The organism is Pantoea sp. X-Soil-TKNS-1279, assembly GCF_059730565.1.
In genome coordinates, this window is sequence record NZ_AP035948.1 from 2880547 (window position 1) to 2895735 (window position 15189).

Genomic DNA, 15189 nt, shown 5'->3' on the forward strand with positions numbered 1-15189 from the left:
CGCATGAAAAATTTACAGTTAAGCTTTCTGGCACTCAGCATGATGGGCATCACCGCCTGTAATGCCGTACCGCAAAATCAGCAACAGGTCGTCGATCAAATCAGTCAATTTGGTGTGCAGTACCAGGTCACGGATAACCAGGCTGCCAGCCACGGCGTGGATTGCGCCCAACTGGGTGCTGACTGGGCATCCTGCAACCGGGCAACCATCAGATTGACCAACCACGGTCCGGCCATCACCAGCAAAAACTGGGCGATTTATATGAGCAACGTGCATGAAACCCTGCGCGTTGATAATGACCAGTTTAAAATGACGCATATCGTCGGTGATTTAACCCGACTGGAGCCTACGGATAAGTTCACCGGATTTGCTGCCGGGGCCACGGTGGAGATCCCCATCGTCAACGAATACTGGCAACTGTTTATTACCGATGTAATGCCGCGCTGGTACGTCACTGCCGCAGGGGCATCGCCCAAAATTATCACCAGCACCGACACGGAAAATTTAACCGATTTTGTCATGCCGTTTGGCGAACAGTGGAAACGTACCGCAGATGACAAAAACGTGCTGATGCAACCGGTCAGCCGCTTTGAGAAAAATGCCGATATCAAGCTGCTGCCTGCTGTTTCGCTGCGTGGACAGATCACCCCCACGCCGCGATCGGTGAACATTCACACGGCAGATGTCGATCTGAGTCAGGGTGTCGCACTCCAGTTGCATACCCTGACGGCTGACCAGGCGGCGGCAGTGCAGCAACGCTTTGCCCTGCTGAATATCAAGACGAACCCAACCGGTTATGGCATCGCAACGCAAATCGATGCCGCACGCTTCAAGGGAGAAGAGGCCGTGTCCGGGGCGTATCAGTTAACCATCACCCCACGCGGCACTGACATCGTCGGCTATGACTCTGCGGGCGTTTTCTATGGACTGATGTCGCTGCTGTCACTGGTACCGGCAGAGGGTAAACCGCTGATCGCCACCCTGGAGGCCCAGGATGCCCCCCGCTTCGCTTATCGTGGTGCATTCCTCGATGTGGCGCGTAACTTCCACAGCAAACAGGCGGTACTCAGCATGCTCGACCAGATGGCGGCATGGAAGATGAATAAATTCCATTTCCATCTGAGCGACGATGAAGGTTGGCGCATTGAAATCCCCGGACTGCCGGAACTGACTGAGGTCGGCAGCAAACGCTGTCACGACATGGATGAGCAACGCTGTCTGGTACCACAACTGGGTTCTGGACCGTTTAGCGATAACAACGGCAGCGGCTACTTCAGCCGCGCCGATTATATCGACATCGTGAAATACGCTCAGGCACGCAACATTGAAGTGATCCCGGAAATTGATATGCCCGCACATGCCCGTGCTGCGGTTATAGCGATGGAAGCGCGTTATAACACCCTGATGAAGGCCGGTAAAACCCGTGAAGCGAGCGAGTTCCGCCTGGTCGATCCCACCGATACGTCTAACACCACGTCAGTACAGCTGTACGATCGCACCAGCTATCTCAATCCCTGCCTCGACTCGTCGCAGCGTTTTGTTGATAAGGTGATTGGAGAGATCCAGCGAATGCATCGTGAAGCCGGTCAGCCGCTGAACACCTGGCATTTTGGCGGTGATGAGGCGAAAAACATTCGCCTTGGTGCCGGTTACACCGACATCTCTAACCCGGAAGCTGGCAAGGGGGTCCTGGACCAAAGTAAAGAGGATAAACCCTGGGCGAAATCTCAGGTCTGCCAGGCATTGGTGAAATCCGGCAAGGTACAGGATCTGGAACACCTCCCCAGCCACTTCGCGTTGGAGGTCAGCCAACTGGTCAAAGCGCACGGCATTCCGGTGATGCAGGCGTGGCAGGATGGTCTGAAAGATGCAGCTAATGCGCAAGCCTTCGCCACGTCCCGCACCCGCGTTAATTTCTGGGATACGCTTTATTGGGGTGGGTTTGACAGCGCCAACGACTGGACGCAGAAAAACTACGATGTGATCATCTCTAACCCGGATTACGTTTATATGGATTTCCCGTATGAGGTCAATCCTCTGGAACGTGGTTATTACTGGGGCACCCGTTATAGTGATGAACGCAAGATGTTCAGCTTCGCACCTGATAACCTGCCGCAAAATGCTGAAACCTCGGTTGATCGTGATGGCAATACGTTTGCCACTACCTCGGAGAAACCCTGGGGTGGCGCATATGGTCTTTCTGCCCAGTTATGGAGCGAAACCGTACGTACCGATCAGCAGATGGAATATATGATCTTCCCGCGTTTGTTATCCGTGGCCGAACGTAGCTGGCATCGCGCCAGCTGGGAACTGGATTATCAGCAAGGTCGCAACTTCAAAGGGGGAGAAACCCAGCATGTTAATCAGAAGCAGCTCAAGCGCGACTGGCAACGTTTTGCCAATCTGCTGGGGCAACGCGAACTGGGTAAAATGGATAAAGCCGGTATCCACTACCGTCTGCCGGTGCCTGGCGCACGCATTGTCGAGGGTAAGCTGGAAATGAATGTCGCCCTACCTGGTTTGCCGCTGCAATATAGCCTCGATAACGGCAACAGCTGGATGGATTATAACCCACAAGACCGTCCTGAGATTGGCGTAAACGACAAGGTGATGGTGCGCAGCCAAAGCCCGGATGGTAAACGGATAAGCCGCGTAGAAGCGCTATAAATCACGAAATTGCGCTGGATCAATTCAGGCAGGTAATCAACCACACCGGTCTGACTGATCCAGCGCAAATTTTCATACCAACGCTAAATCAATCAAAATAGAGGCGACGCATTAAATAACCAATAAGAGTTACGCGAATGAAATTAAATTAACAACAAAGATCAAAATAATTAAAATAAAACCATCACCACCGGCGGGGTATTTTTATCTTCAAATAAGAAATAATATCAAAATGAGATCGACATCACTGCAACTTGATTAATATCAAGCCGCCACCAGGAAAAAAAAGGCCTAATTTCATTCCGGACTAAAAGCTCATAATTCCGGTAAACACAATGAAATTAAAATTATTCAGTTTTATTCCGCACGCACACAAATGGCGCAACATCACGATTTCACGTAAAGGCGCAGTTTCACCAGGCGGCCGACACTATCACTCCACACATGTTCAGGCTCATTGCAAAAGGTGTGGCGAACGCATTCATCGCGTTTATTATCGTGATATCAGCGATGCCGAAGCGCGTCGTTGGTTAGGATAATCGTCTTAATATCAGCGGATTGTATGTTGCAGCCCTTGGCTGGCATGTTACCCTGCAAGCATTGACCTCTTGCCAATATTGCAGCTATGCCTGATTTGCTTACAACATTGAGTCATCAGATCTACCTCTCGGCCCCATTATTTATCCTTATTTTTCTTGGCTACTGTCTGACCCGTATTGGCAAATGGCCAGCCAGCATCAGCGAAGGGATGAATCGGTTTGTTTTCAACGTTGCCCTGCCCTGCATGCTGTTTGATGTAATGAGTGACTTTTACAAAAGCCCACCCGTGGATTTCCGTCTGCTGCTGGCATTTTTTGGTAGCTGTTTGCTGGTGTTTATTGTCGGGCGCATCATCGCAGCAAAAGTGTTTCAGTTGGAAAGCATCGCCGGGTCGGTGTTTGCACTGGGCGGTATTTTTTCCAATAACGTGATGCTGGGTATTCCGATTGCCACCGTGCTACTCGGGGAGCATGCGTTGCCCTCGGTGGCGTTGGTTCTGGTATTCAACAGCCTGATCCTCTGGACATTACTCACGGTTTCGGTGGAGTGGTCAAAACACGGCAGCTTCTCACTTCAGGGTCTTGGCCGAACGGTGATCAGCGTGCTGAAGAATCCGTTAATTATCGGCATCCTGAGCGGCACGGCATGGAGTTTCCTGCAACGACCGCTGCCCCTGATTGCCGCCCAACCAATTGACATGCTCGGCACCATCGCAGCACCGCTGTCGCTGGTGACGCTTGGCATGAGTCTGGCCCATTACCGGGTACGTGATGGCCTGAAGGAGAGTTACAGCATCTGCCTGTTGAAACTGATTGTGCAGCCGATGTGTATCTGGGCGATCGCATGGCTGACCGATCTCCCGGCGTTGGAAAGTAAAGTGGTGGTTTTACTCGGTTCGATGGCGGTCGGGGTCAATGTTTATCTGATGTCGCAGAAGTTTCAGGTCCTGACCGGTCCCGCAGCAGCCAGTATGTTGTTTTCAACGCTATTTGCCGCAGTGACGACCCCAGTGTGGATGATGCTGATGACGCTGGCCGGTTATTAAGTTGTCACCTCGCGTAATACTGCGTAACGGCGCGATATATCGGGGAAATTTTCACAAAAAAAGCCCCGCAACACAGGTTGCAGGGCGGTTGCGTGGCTATCGCAAGAAAACTTATTCAGCCGGTTTGGTGCGGATCAGATAGTCAAAGGCGCTCAGTGACGCTTTCGCCCCTTCACCGCTGGCAATGATGATCTGTTTGTACGGCACCGTGGTGCAGTCGCCCGCAGCGAATACGCCTTTCAGGCTGGTTTCGCATTTGGCATCAATAATAATTTCACCCATGCGGTTGCGTTCCACCGCGCCTTCCAGCCAGGTGGTATTTGGCAGCAGGCCGATCTGGACAAAAATACCGCTGAGTGCAATTTCATGGCTGGTCTGGGCGTTGCGGTCAATATAAGACAGACCGGTCACTTTGCTGCCGTCACCTTTGACTTCAGTGGTTTGCGCGTTCAGGATCACATCCACGTTTTTCAGGCTGCGCAGTTTATCCTGCAACACCTTGTCGGCACGCATTTCACTGGCGAATTCCAGCAGCGTCACATGTTCAACGATACCTGCGAGGTCAATCGCCGCTTCAACACCAGAGTTACCTCCGCCGATGACTGCCGTGCGTTTGCCTTTGAACAGTGGGCCGTCACAGTGCGGACAATAGGTCACGCCTTTGGTGCGATACTCTTCTTCCCCCGGCACGCCCATATTACGCCAGCGAGCCCCGGTCGCCAGGATAATGCTGCGTGATTTCAGCACTGCGCCAGATGCAGTTTCAATCGCATGCAGGCCACCCTCTTTGGCGGCAGGGATCAGTTTGATCGCGCTCTGGGTGTCAATAACATCCACATCGTAATCATCAACGTGTGCGCGCAGTGAACCGGCCAGCTTCGCGCCTTCGGTTTTCGGCACTGAAATGTAGTTCTCGATGTCGACGGTATCCAGTACCTGACCACCAAAACGCTCGCCCATCAGGCCAGTGCGGATACCTTTACGTGCGGAGTAAATGGCTGCCGCTGCACCCGCCGGGCCGCTGCCTACGATCAGCACTTCATAGGCATCACGTTTGTTCAGCTCTTCCGCCGCGCGTTTTTCAGCGTTGGTATCCACTTTGCCGACGATCTCTGCCAGGCTCATGCGGCCCTGACCGAACTCTTTACCGTTCAGGAACACCGCCGGTACGCCCATCACGTTACGGTCGGTGATTTCATTCTGGAACATGCCACCGTCAATCGCGGTGTGGCTGACGTTCGGGTTCAGGATCGCCATCAGGTTCAGCGCCTGCACCACATCCGGGCAGTTGTGGCAAGACAGGGAATAATAGGTTTCGAAATGGAACTCGCCTTCCAACGCAGCGGCCTGATCCAGCAGGCTTTGTGCTTCTTTAGAAGGATGTCCACCGGTTTGCAGCAGTGCCAGCACCAGTGAAGTAAATTCGTGGCCCATCGGCGAACCAGCAAAACGCGGGCCGCTGTGGCTGCCAGGGTTAGTAATCAGGAACGAAGGTTTACGTACCGGGCGATCGTTCTCTTCGCGGAAGCTGACTTTGTCAGACAGGCTCGCGATATCTGCCAGCAAGGTCCGAATCTCTGAGGATTTGGCGCCATCATCCAGTGTGGCAATTAACTCAACCGGTTTCGTTAATTTCTCAAGGTAAGCCTTGAGTTGGGTTTTTAAATTGGTGTCGAGCATAATAAGTTCCTGTTGCTGGTCGAAAAATCGGGTGCCGTAGCACCCGATTGGAGAAAAATCGAAGAGCTGGGAGGTTGCTTAGATTTTGCCAACCAGGTCCAGTGACGGAGCCAGAGTTGCGTCGCCTTCCTGCCATTTAGCCGGGCAAACTTCACCTGGGTGAGAAGCAACATACTGAGCCGCTTTCACTTTACGCAGCAGGTCAGATGCGTCACGGCCAATGCCTTCTGCGGTGATTTCGATAGCCTGGATGATGCCTTCCGGGTCAACGATGAAAGTACCACGATCTGCCAGACCTTCTGCTTCACGCATGATTTCGAAGTTACGGGTCAGCGCACCAGTCGGGTCACCGATCATCGCGTATTTGATTTTCGCGATGGTTTCAGAAGAACCGTGCCAGGCTTTGTGGGTAAAGTGGGTGTCGGTAGAAACAGAGTAGATATCTACGCCCAGTTTCTGGAATTCTTCGTGATGATCAGCCACGTCGCCCAGTTCGGTCGGGCAAACGAAGGTAAAGTCAGCTGGGTAGAAGAAGAAAACACTCCATTTACCCTCAACGTCTTTCTCGGTTACGTCGATAAATTCGCCGTTTTTGAATGCTGCGTTTTTGAACGGTTTAATTTTGGTGTTAATGATAGACATCGGGTGACCTCCGTTAAAAGATGTGATGCAGGTTACATAATTTTCGGGCCAACATCTAATATGCAGCCGTTATCAATTGGATAAACAAAAGCTATCAAACGCGGTAAGGCCCGAGGGGTGCGGCCTGCCGCGGCATTCTACACAGAAATCACCCTGATTTAACGTGGTTTATCTTTTTGCCGCATCGCTGCTACTTTTGAGTTAACCGCCTGCTGGAGTTTATCTGTGCAAATCCGATTTTTTCAGGAAGCTGATCGCCCTTTTCTGCGCACGTTGTTCCTCGCCGCACGCCGTTCCAACTGGACCTGGCTTAAGGGGGATGACTGGCAGTTGGAAGATTTTGACCGGGTGATCCTCGGTGAGACGGTGCTGGTGGCCGAGGTGGACGGACATCGCGCCGGGTTTGCCGGGGTGCTGGATAATGATAATTTCCTGCATAGCCTGTATGTTGACCCGGCTTTTCAGGGCCAGGGCGTTGGCAGTGCATTGCTGAAAGCCGTGCAGGCACGTTTTACCGGCACCGGCGCGTTAAAATGTTTGCTGCTGAATGTGCCGGCGCAACGCTTTTATCTGCAACATGGCTGGCAAAAGGTGGCGCAAGGTGAAAGCGATCAGGGGAAATATCTGTTGATGCACTATCCGCTGGCGACACGCACCAGCGGAACCTGAACCCTTAAACCGCGCGGAAGGCGATATCGCCGGGGATTACTTCCCCCTGCCAGTAAAGCTGTGCGGCGACACGGCCCGCCAGTTGGCGATACAACGCGGTAAACTCGCTATCGGGACGACGGATCACCGTCGGCTCGCCATCATCCAGATCCTCACGCAGGTTAATATGCAAAGGCAACTGGGCCAGCAGACGGGTGTTGTAATCCTGCGCCAGCTTTTGTGCCCCGCCAGTGCCAAAGATCGGCTCATGATGACCGCATTCGCTACAGATATGAATGCTCATGTTCTCCACCACGCCAAGTACCGGCACGTTGACCTTCTCGAACATCACAATCCCTTTGCGTGCATCAATTAACGCAATGTCCTGGGGCGTAGTGACCACCAGCGCACCCGTGACGGGCACATTCTGTGCCAGCGTCAGCTGGATATCGCCAGTGCCGGGCGGCATATCCAGCACCAGATAATCCAGATCCGGCCACAAGGTTTCATTCAGCAACTGCATCAGTGCCTTGCTGGCCATAGGGCCACGCCACACCATCGCGTTGTCATCCGTCACCAGATAACCAATCGAGTTAGTTGCCAGCCCGTGCGCCATAATCGGTGCCATATGGGTGCCATCTGGCGAGGTCGGTCGTTGGTTTTCGGTGCCGAGCATATTCGGGATCGACGGACCGTAAATATCCGCATCAAGGATGCCGACGCGCGCGCCTTCCGCCGCCAATGCCAACGCCATATTCACCGCGGTACTCGATTTACCGACGCCGCCCTTGCCTGAACTCACGGCGATGATATTTTTCACTCCGGTGGCTCCGGGATGATTTTTCACCCGCTTCAGCGTGGCGATATCGTGTCGTAGCCGCCAGTCAATGGCATCGCTCTGCGTCAGTCGCAGCAGCTCGCCGCTGGTCTGTGCTTTCAACTCTTCAAACGCACTGGCCCAGGCGAAAGGCATCACCAGTTCAAGATGCAGTTTGCCATCCAGTAACGCCACATGGCGCAACGCTTTCAGGGTGGTCAGATTGTGTTGCAGTGTCGGGTGTTCAAAGCCACTCAGCACGCCCATCACCACGGCACGTAGGGCCTCGGGTGAATATTGTTCCCGGGATAGTGAAGTCATCCCCGCTCCTTACTCTTTATTCTGACGCTGAATTTCAGCGATGTGTTTTCAATAATATCAGATAGGCGCTAAATGTGACCGTGGTTGTCCCCAGAGAGTGCTTCGGTTAACATCTTAAGCCCGATTTTTCATTTACAGAAAGCTACGCAAACTATGACTCAAGTCGCTAAAAAAATTCTGGTAACGTGCGCGCTGCCATACGCGAACGGTTCAATCCATCTCGGCCACATGCTCGAGCATATCCAGGCAGACATTTGGGTGCGTTACCAGCGAATGCGTGGCAATCAGGTTTACTTCATCTGCGCTGATGATGCGCACGGCACACCGATCATGCTGAAAGCCCAGCAGCTCGGTATCGCGCCTGAGCAGATGATTGCTGAGATGAAGCAGGAACACGAGACAGATTTCGCCGGCTTCGACATCAGCTATGACAACTATCACTCGACACACGGCGATGAGAACCGCCAGCTGTCGGAGCTGATTTATCGCCGTCTGAAAGAGAACGGCTTTATTAAAAATCGCACCATCTCTCAACTGTTCGACCCGGAAAAAGGCATGTTCCTACCTGACCGTTTCGTCAAAGGTACCTGCCCGAAATGTAAATCGCCGGATCAGTATGGTGACAACTGTGAAGTCTGTGGCGCGACCTACAGCCCGACGGAATTGATCGAGCCAAAATCCGTCGTCTCTGGTGCGACACCGGTGATGCGTGATTCCGAACACTTCTTCTTCGACCTGCCGTCTTTCAGTGAAATGCTTCAGGCATGGACCCGTTCTGGCGCGTTGCAGGAACAAGTGGCGAACAAGATGCAGGAGTGGTTCGAGTCTGGCCTGCAACAGTGGGACATCTCGCGTGATGCCCCGTATTTCGGCTTCGAAATCCCTGATGCACCGGGCAAATATTTCTACGTATGGCTTGATGCGCCTATCGGCTATATGGGTTCCTTTAAGAACCTGTGCGATAAACGCGGCAATATCGATTTTGACGAATTCTGGAAACAAGATTCCACTACCGAGCTGTATCACTTTATCGGCAAAGATATCGTTTATTTCCACAGCCTGTTCTGGCCAGCGATGCTGGAAGGCAGCCAGTACCGTAAGCCGACTAACCTGTTTGTACACGGCTATGTGACGGTAAACGGCGCGAAGATGTCGAAATCACGCGGCACCTTTATCAAGGCCAGCACCTGGTTGCAGCACCTGGATGCCGACAGCCTGCGTTACTACTACGCGGCGAAGCTCTCTTCACGCATTGATGATATCGATCTGAATCTGGAAGACTTCGTCCAGCGCGTCAACGCAGACATCGTTAACAAAGTGGTGAACCTGGCGTCACGTAACGCGGGCTTCCTGACCAAACGCTTTGGCGGCAAACTGTCGGCTGAGCTGGCGGACCCTGCGTTGTATCAGACCTTTATCGATGCTTCAGAGAAGATCGGCGAAGCCTGGGCCAGCCGTGAATATAACCGCGCAATCCGTGAAATCATGGCGCTGGCGGATCTCGCCAACCGTTATGTGGATGAGCAGGCACCGTGGGTGGTGGCGAAACAGGAAGGCCGTGACGCTGACCTGCAAGCCATCTGTTCAATGGGTATCAACCTGTTCCGCGTACTGATGACCTGGCTGAAGCCGGTACTGCCATCGCTCAGCGCGCGTGCAGAAGCCTTCCTGCAAAGCGAATTGAGCTGGGATGCCATTCAGCAACCGCTGTTGGATCACAACGTGGCACCGTTCAAAGCGCTGTATGGCCGCATTGAGATGGCTAAAGTGGACGCCCTGGTTGAAGCATCAAAAGAAGATGCTGCCGCGGCCAACAAACCGGCTGTTACCGGACCTTTGGCTGACGCGCCGATTGGCGATGCCATCACCATTGATGATTTCGCTAAAGTCGATATGCGCGTGGCGCTGATCGAGAAGGCTGAGCTGGTGGAGGGTTCGGATAAATTGCTGCGTCTGGAGCTGGATCTTGGCGGCGAAAAACGTCAGATCTTCTCGGGTATCCGTGCTGCCTATCCGGATCCGTCCGTGTTGGTCGGCAAGATGACCATCATCGTTGCCAACCTGGCACCGCGTAAGATGCGTTTTGGTATCTCGGAAGGCATGGTGCTGTCAGCCGGACCGGGTGGAAAAGACCTGTTTGTATTGTCGGTGGATAGCGGCGCGCAACCGGGGATGCCGGTAAAATAATACGCTGCAGTTACCCTCACCCCGGCCCTCTCCCGCAAGCGGGAGAGGGAGATGTGTGTGCGCTTGCGGGAGGAGGGAGATGGGTGTTCTCACTCGATCCGTCCCCTCTCCCGCTTGCGGGAGAGGGTTAGGGTGAGGGTGATGGATTAAGTTGCCGATAAATTTCCTCCACCACCGCATCTAATTCGCAAAACACCTGATTATTCCAGAAGCGAATCACCCGCCATCCGCAACGATGCAAATAGGCTGTCCTGACTTCATCGTAGTGCAACGTCGATTGTTCAGCGTGCTGACCACCATCAAGCTCGATAACCAGTAAACGCTCGATACAGGCAAAGTCGACAATGTAACGTCCGATTGCGTATTGCCGACGGAATTTTACCCCGCATAAATTCCGGTCACGCAAAAAACGCCATAACCGAAGTTCCGCCTCAGTCATATTCTTGCGAAGCTCACGTCGCAGCAGAATCGCTCTTTTCATTCTCACCTCCTTATGAACACCGCCAGACTATGCTTTTTTACCGGGCCTGTCTGGAAATGCCGCCAAACCCGGAATCTGTCTCGCAATGTGATCTCTGGCACGCTATGCGCTTAATGCGTATGATGAAGTCCTGAGAAAACAGGAGCCTGTCATGCCCACCGTGCTGTCTGTCTGCTGGCGCTATTTACGTGCCTTTGTCATTATTTACGCTGCTCTTTATGCCGGAATCGGCATTGCCGCCCTTCTCCCGATCACCATTCCCGGTAGTATCATCGGTATGTTGCTGTTGTTTGCCTTGCTGGCACTGCAAATTCTGCCGGTTGATTGGGTCAAGCCTGGCTGCCACTTGATGATCCGCTACATGGCGTTGCTGTTTGTGCCGATCAGTGTTGGCGTGATGGGCTATACCGACATCCTCACCGCCCAATTCGGTCCGATTGTGGTTTCCTGCCTGGTCAGTACTTTCCTGGTGTTGGTGGTGGTGAGCCTGAGCGCTGAACGGATGCAACGGCCAAAAGTGATGAAGGAGTCGAACGATGAGTGACATCTGGTGGTCATTACCCCTCACCCTCGCCGCTTATTTCCTGGCACGCAAGCTGGCCGCGAAAATCAATATCTCCATCATTAATCCGTTGCTGGTGGCGATGGCGATTGTGATTCCAATTTTGTTGCTCACCCATATGCCTTATGCGCGTTACTTCGCGGGCAGTGCGCTGCTGAATCAATTATTACAACCTGCCGTGGTTGCACTGGCGCTGCCGTTGTATGAGCAGATGCATCAAATCCGCGCGCGCTGGAAAACCATTATCAGCGTCTGTTTTATTGGCAGCCTGACCGCCATGATTTCCGGCACCGCCATTGCGTTATGGCTGGGAGCGACCCCGGAGATCGCCGCCACCATTATGCCGAAATCCGTCACCACGCCGATCGCGATGGCCGTGTCCGGCTCGCTGCATGGTATTCCCGCCATCAGCGCCATCTGCGTGCTGATTGCTGGGGTGCTGGGTGCCGTGTTCGGTCATATGCTGCTGAATCTGTTACAGGTAAAAAGCAAAGCATCGCGGGGACTAGCCATTGGCAATGCTTCGCATGCGTTGGGTACTGCGCGAGCGGCGGAAATTGATTATCAGGAAGGGGCATTCAGTTCTCTGGCGTTGGTGATTTGCGGCATTATTACGTCGTTACTGGCACCGTTTCTCTACCCGGTCCTGATGCACTGGCTGGGATGAAACTTGCGAGAGATCTCTCAAAGTTGAAACGCGCAAATCGTCTTACATTGTCAGAGAGATATAGATCACATATAAACCTTCTGGCGGCGTGCCGCCGCTGACGAGGTAACGAGGCCATCATGCATCCAAGATTCACTTCCGCTTTCTCTGCCCTGCCGCTCAGTCTGCAACAGGCGTTGCAACCCTTGCTGGACGCGGCCGATTTTCATGGCGTGCTGCATGCCAATGAAGTGACACAGCTACAGCAGGCTACCGGTCTGGATGCAGATGCCCTCGCTCTCGCGCTGTTGCCATTGGCGGCATCCTGCGCGATTGCCCCGGTGTCGAACTTTAACGTGGGCGCGATCGCGCGCGGCATCAGTGGCAACTGGTATTTTGGTGCCAATATGGAGTTCCGCAACGCCCCGTTGCAGCAGACAGTACATGCTGAGCAAAGCGCTATCACCCATGCCTGGCTGCGTGGTGAAGCCCGGCTGGAAACCATCACCGTCAACTACACACCTTGCGGGCACTGCCGCCAGTTTATGAATGAACTGAACAGTGGCACCGCAATTCGCGTCAGCCTGCCAGGACGGGCAATCCGCACCCTTGGCGATTATCTGCCCGATGCCTTTGGCCCGGCAGATTTGAATATTGCCGAACGGTTGCTCACCCCGGTTGATCATGGTTTTGCTTTACAGGGCGATACACTGCAGCAGGCCGCCATCGAAGCCGCCAATCAAAGCCATGCCCCCTACAGTCAGAGCTACAGCGGCGTGGCGCTACGCAGTCGCAGCGGGCAGATTTTTACCGGACGCTACGCCGAAAATGCCGCGTTTAATCCCAGCCTGCCACCGCTACAGGCAGCATTGATTCTGATGAATATGCATAACGAAGCCCTGGATGGCATTCAGCAGGCGGTACTGGCGGAGTGTCAGACGGCAACCCTCAGCCAGCGAGATGCCACGCGCGCGACACTTGCGGCGCTGGGTTGTCATACGTTTGCAACAGAAACCTTGTCAGCCATCGCAGTTAAGTGATCCTTTTACCGCTTTTGTGACCTTTTATTAACAAAAGCTGTACATCCGCAGGAAATTTCATAGGATCGGGCGCCAGAAATCACTTCACAATAAGAAAGGCTGGCGTTACCTTTCCCGGCGACACGCCAGAAAACACTGCAACCGGAGCAAACATTGCATGGAACTCGAGTACGAAAGTAAACGTCCGCTGTATATTCCTTACGCGGGTCCGATCCTGCTGGAATTTCCGCTGTTGAACAAAGGCAGCGCCTTCTCTCTCGAAGAACGTAATGAATTCAATCTTAATGGCCTGCTGCCCGAAGCGGTTGAAACCATTGAAGAACAGGCAGAGCGTGCCTGGCGTCAATTCCAGGATTTTAAGAACAATAACGACAAGCACGTCTATCTGCGTAATATCCAGGACACCAACGAAACCCTGTTCTACCGACTGCTGGATAATCATCTGGAAGAGATGATGCCAATCATCTACACCCCGACGGTCGGTGCCGCCTGTGAACACTTCTCCGAGATTTATCGTCGCGCACGCGGTGTGTTTATTTCCTATAACAATCGCGACCGCATCGAAGACATGCTGCAAAACGCCACCAAACAGAACGTGAAGGTGATTGTGGTCACGGATGGTGAACGTATTCTCGGCCTCGGTGACCTCGGCATCGGCGGCATGGGGATCCCGATTGGTAAACTTTCGCTGTATACCGCCTGTGGTGGCATCAGTCCGGCGTATACCCTGCCGGTAGTGCTGGATGTAGGTACCAACAACCAGCAATTGCTGAATGACCCGCTGTACATGGGCTGGCGTCATCCGCGTATTTCTGGCGAAGAGTACGAAGCCTTCGTCAATGATTTTATCCAGGCCGTTAAACGCCGCTGGCCGAAAGTTCTGTTGCAATTTGAAGACTTCGCCCAGAAAAACGCCATGCCGCTGCTGGAACGTTATCGTGATGAAATCTGCTGCTTCAACGATGATATTCAGGGCACTGCCGCGGTGACCGTGGGTACGTTGATCGCCGCCAGCCGTGCCGCAGGCAGCCGCCTGTGCGAACAAAAAGTAGTGTTCCTGGGTGCCGGTTCTGCTGGCTGTGGTATCGCCGAACAAATTATCGCGCAAATGAAGTCGGAAGGTCTGAGCGATGATGAAGCACGCTCTCGTGTCCTGATGGTGGATCGCTTTGGTCTGCTGACCGACAAATTGCCAAATCTGCTCGATTTCCAGAGCCGTCTGGTGCAGAAGAGCGATAATCTGAAGGGCTGGGATATCACCAGTGATTCGATCTCTCTGCTGGATGTGGTACGCAACGCCAAACCGGATATCCTGATTGGTGTTTCCGGACAGCCAGGTCTGTTCACCGAAGAGATCATTCGTGAGATGAACAAGCACTGCAAACGCCCGATTGTGATGCCGTTGTCCAATCCGACCTCGCGCGTTGAAGCAACTCCGGCAGATATTATCGCCTGGACCGACGGAGCCGCACTGGTGGCAACTGGCAGTCCGTTTGCACCGGTGAACTGGAAAGGTAAAACTTATCCGATTGCCCAGTGCAACAACTCCTATATCTTCCCCGGTATCGGTCTGGGTGTGATTGCCGCTGGTGCTTCGCGCGTCACCGATTCGATGCTGATGACCGCCAGCCGCGCGTTGGCCGATTGTTCACCGCTGGTGAATGATGGTGAAGGTCCGGTGCTGCCGGAGATCAAGGATATCCAGGGCGTATCGAAAGTGATTGCGATGGAAGTGGGCAAAGTCGCGCAACTGGCAGGTGTCGCGGTGGTGACCTCAGAAGATGTCCTGTCACAAGCCGTCAATAATAACTTCTGGCTGCCGCAGTACCGTCACTATCGTCGTACTTCAATCTGATGCTGTTCCCATGCCGGGCTGTGACACAGGCCCGGCAGTGCTTAAAAAAACGCCAGCC

At 53.4% G+C, this 15189-nt stretch carries 12 protein-coding genes; 8 read left to right on the forward strand and 4 right to left on the reverse strand.

Features of this window, described 5'->3' with window-relative positions:
* Positions 1-3 precede the first annotated feature (3 nt).
* Positions 4-2667 (forward strand): beta-N-acetylhexosaminidase, encoded by a 2664-nt coding sequence (locus AC6I8N_RS13490; RefSeq protein ID WP_497829267.1) that lies wholly within the window; start codon positions 4-6, stop codon positions 2665-2667.
* A 625-nt stretch (positions 2668-3292) separates the two neighbouring features.
* The gene (locus AC6I8N_RS13495; protein ID WP_497829268.1) at positions 3293-4252 is read left to right on the forward strand and encodes an AEC family transporter; all 960 of its coding nucleotides are present in this window, start codon (positions 3293-3295) and stop codon (positions 4250-4252) included.
* Between the two features lie 111 nt (positions 4253-4363).
* On the opposite strand, the gene ahpF is transcribed toward AC6I8N_RS13495, so the two are convergent.
* Both ahpF and ahpC read right to left on the reverse strand, forming a co-directional pair.
* A complete protein-coding gene (gene ahpF / locus AC6I8N_RS13500; RefSeq protein WP_021186010.1) occupies positions 4364-5932 on the reverse strand; it encodes an alkyl hydroperoxide reductase subunit F in 1569 nt (522 codons plus the stop codon).
* Between the two features lie 78 nt (positions 5933-6010).
* The gene (gene ahpC, locus AC6I8N_RS13505; RefSeq protein ID WP_013509781.1) at positions 6011-6574 is read right to left on the reverse strand and encodes an alkyl hydroperoxide reductase subunit C; all 564 of its coding nucleotides are present in this window, start codon (positions 6572-6574) and stop codon (positions 6011-6013) included.
* Positions 6575-6799: 225 nt separating this feature from the next.
* Here ahpC and AC6I8N_RS13510 point away from each other — a divergent pair, with 225 nt between their 5' ends.
* On the forward strand, positions 6800-7243 hold the full coding sequence (locus tag AC6I8N_RS13510; protein ID WP_208723964.1) for a GNAT family N-acetyltransferase: 444 nt from the start codon (positions 6800-6802) through the stop codon (positions 7241-7243).
* A 4-nt stretch (positions 7244-7247) separates the two neighbouring features.
* On the opposite strand, the gene apbC is transcribed toward AC6I8N_RS13510, so the two are convergent.
* Complete coding sequence (gene apbC, locus AC6I8N_RS13515) at positions 7248-8360, reverse strand: iron-sulfur cluster carrier protein ApbC (RefSeq protein ID WP_021186012.1); 1113 nt, start codon at positions 8358-8360, stop codon at positions 7248-7250.
* Positions 8361-8513: 153 nt separating this feature from the next.
* Here apbC and metG point away from each other — a divergent pair, with 153 nt between their 5' ends.
* Entirely contained in the window at positions 8514-10547 is a 2034-nt protein-coding gene (gene metG, locus AC6I8N_RS13520) for a methionine--tRNA ligase (protein ID WP_036627651.1), read from the forward strand.
* Positions 10548-10674: 127 nt separating this feature from the next.
* Here metG and AC6I8N_RS13525 read toward each other — a convergent pair whose 3' ends face one another.
* Positions 10675-11028, reverse strand: a complete 354-nt coding sequence (locus AC6I8N_RS13525; RefSeq protein WP_497829269.1) for an endonuclease domain-containing protein — start codon at positions 11026-11028, stop codon at positions 10675-10677.
* 151 nt (positions 11029-11179) lie between these two features.
* Between AC6I8N_RS13525 and AC6I8N_RS13530 the strand changes: the two genes are divergently transcribed.
* The 4 genes from AC6I8N_RS13530 (at position 11180) to AC6I8N_RS13545 (ending at position 15131) form a co-directional block, all read left to right on the forward strand.
* On the forward strand, positions 11180-11572 hold the full coding sequence (locus tag AC6I8N_RS13530) for a CidA/LrgA family protein (protein WP_021184987.1): 393 nt from the start codon (positions 11180-11182) through the stop codon (positions 11570-11572).
* Positions 11565-12257, forward strand: coding sequence for a CidB/LrgB family autolysis modulator (locus tag AC6I8N_RS13535; RefSeq protein ID WP_021184988.1), 693 nt, complete (start codon positions 11565-11567; stop codon positions 12255-12257). The genes AC6I8N_RS13530 and AC6I8N_RS13535 overlap by 8 nt, the downstream gene beginning before the upstream one ends.
* Before the next feature lie 119 nt (positions 12258-12376).
* Complete coding sequence (gene cdd, locus AC6I8N_RS13540; protein WP_497829270.1) at positions 12377-13276, forward strand: cytidine deaminase; 900 nt, start codon at positions 12377-12379, stop codon at positions 13274-13276.
* 157 nt (positions 13277-13433) lie between these two features.
* A complete protein-coding gene (locus AC6I8N_RS13545) occupies positions 13434-15131 on the forward strand; it encodes an NAD-dependent malic enzyme (RefSeq protein ID WP_497829271.1) in 1698 nt (565 codons plus the stop codon).
* The last annotated feature ends 58 nt before the right edge of the window (positions 15132-15189 follow it).

Bases quoted from the DNA above. Each gene is read 5' to 3' on its own strand.
- AC6I8N_RS13490 (WP_497829267.1), top strand. From the start codon at position 4: ATGAAAAATTTACAGTTAAGCTTTCTGGCACTCAGCATGATGGGCATC.
- AC6I8N_RS13495 (WP_497829268.1), top strand. From the start codon at position 3,293: ATGCCTGATTTGCTTACAACATTGAGTCATCAGATCTACCTCTCGGCC.
- ahpF (WP_021186010.1), bottom strand. From the start codon at position 5,932: ATGCTCGACACCAATTTAAAAACCCAACTCAAGGCTTACCTTGAGAAA.
- ahpC (WP_013509781.1), bottom strand. From the start codon at position 6,574: ATGTCTATCATTAACACCAAAATTAAACCGTTCAAAAACGCAGCATTC.
- apbC (WP_021186012.1), bottom strand. From the start codon at position 8,360: ATGACTTCACTATCCCGGGAACAATATTCACCCGAGGCCCTACGTGCC.
- metG (WP_036627651.1), top strand. From the start codon at position 8,514: ATGACTCAAGTCGCTAAAAAAATTCTGGTAACGTGCGCGCTGCCATAC.
- AC6I8N_RS13525 (WP_497829269.1), bottom strand. From the start codon at position 11,028: ATGAAAAGAGCGATTCTGCTGCGACGTGAGCTTCGCAAGAATATGACT.
- AC6I8N_RS13530 (WP_021184987.1), top strand. From the start codon at position 11,180: ATGCCCACCGTGCTGTCTGTCTGCTGGCGCTATTTACGTGCCTTTGTC.
- AC6I8N_RS13535 (WP_021184988.1), top strand. From the start codon at position 11,565: ATGAGTGACATCTGGTGGTCATTACCCCTCACCCTCGCCGCTTATTTC.
- cdd (WP_497829270.1), top strand. From the start codon at position 12,377: ATGCATCCAAGATTCACTTCCGCTTTCTCTGCCCTGCCGCTCAGTCTG.
- AC6I8N_RS13545 (WP_497829271.1), top strand. From the start codon at position 13,434: ATGGAACTCGAGTACGAAAGTAAACGTCCGCTGTATATTCCTTACGCG.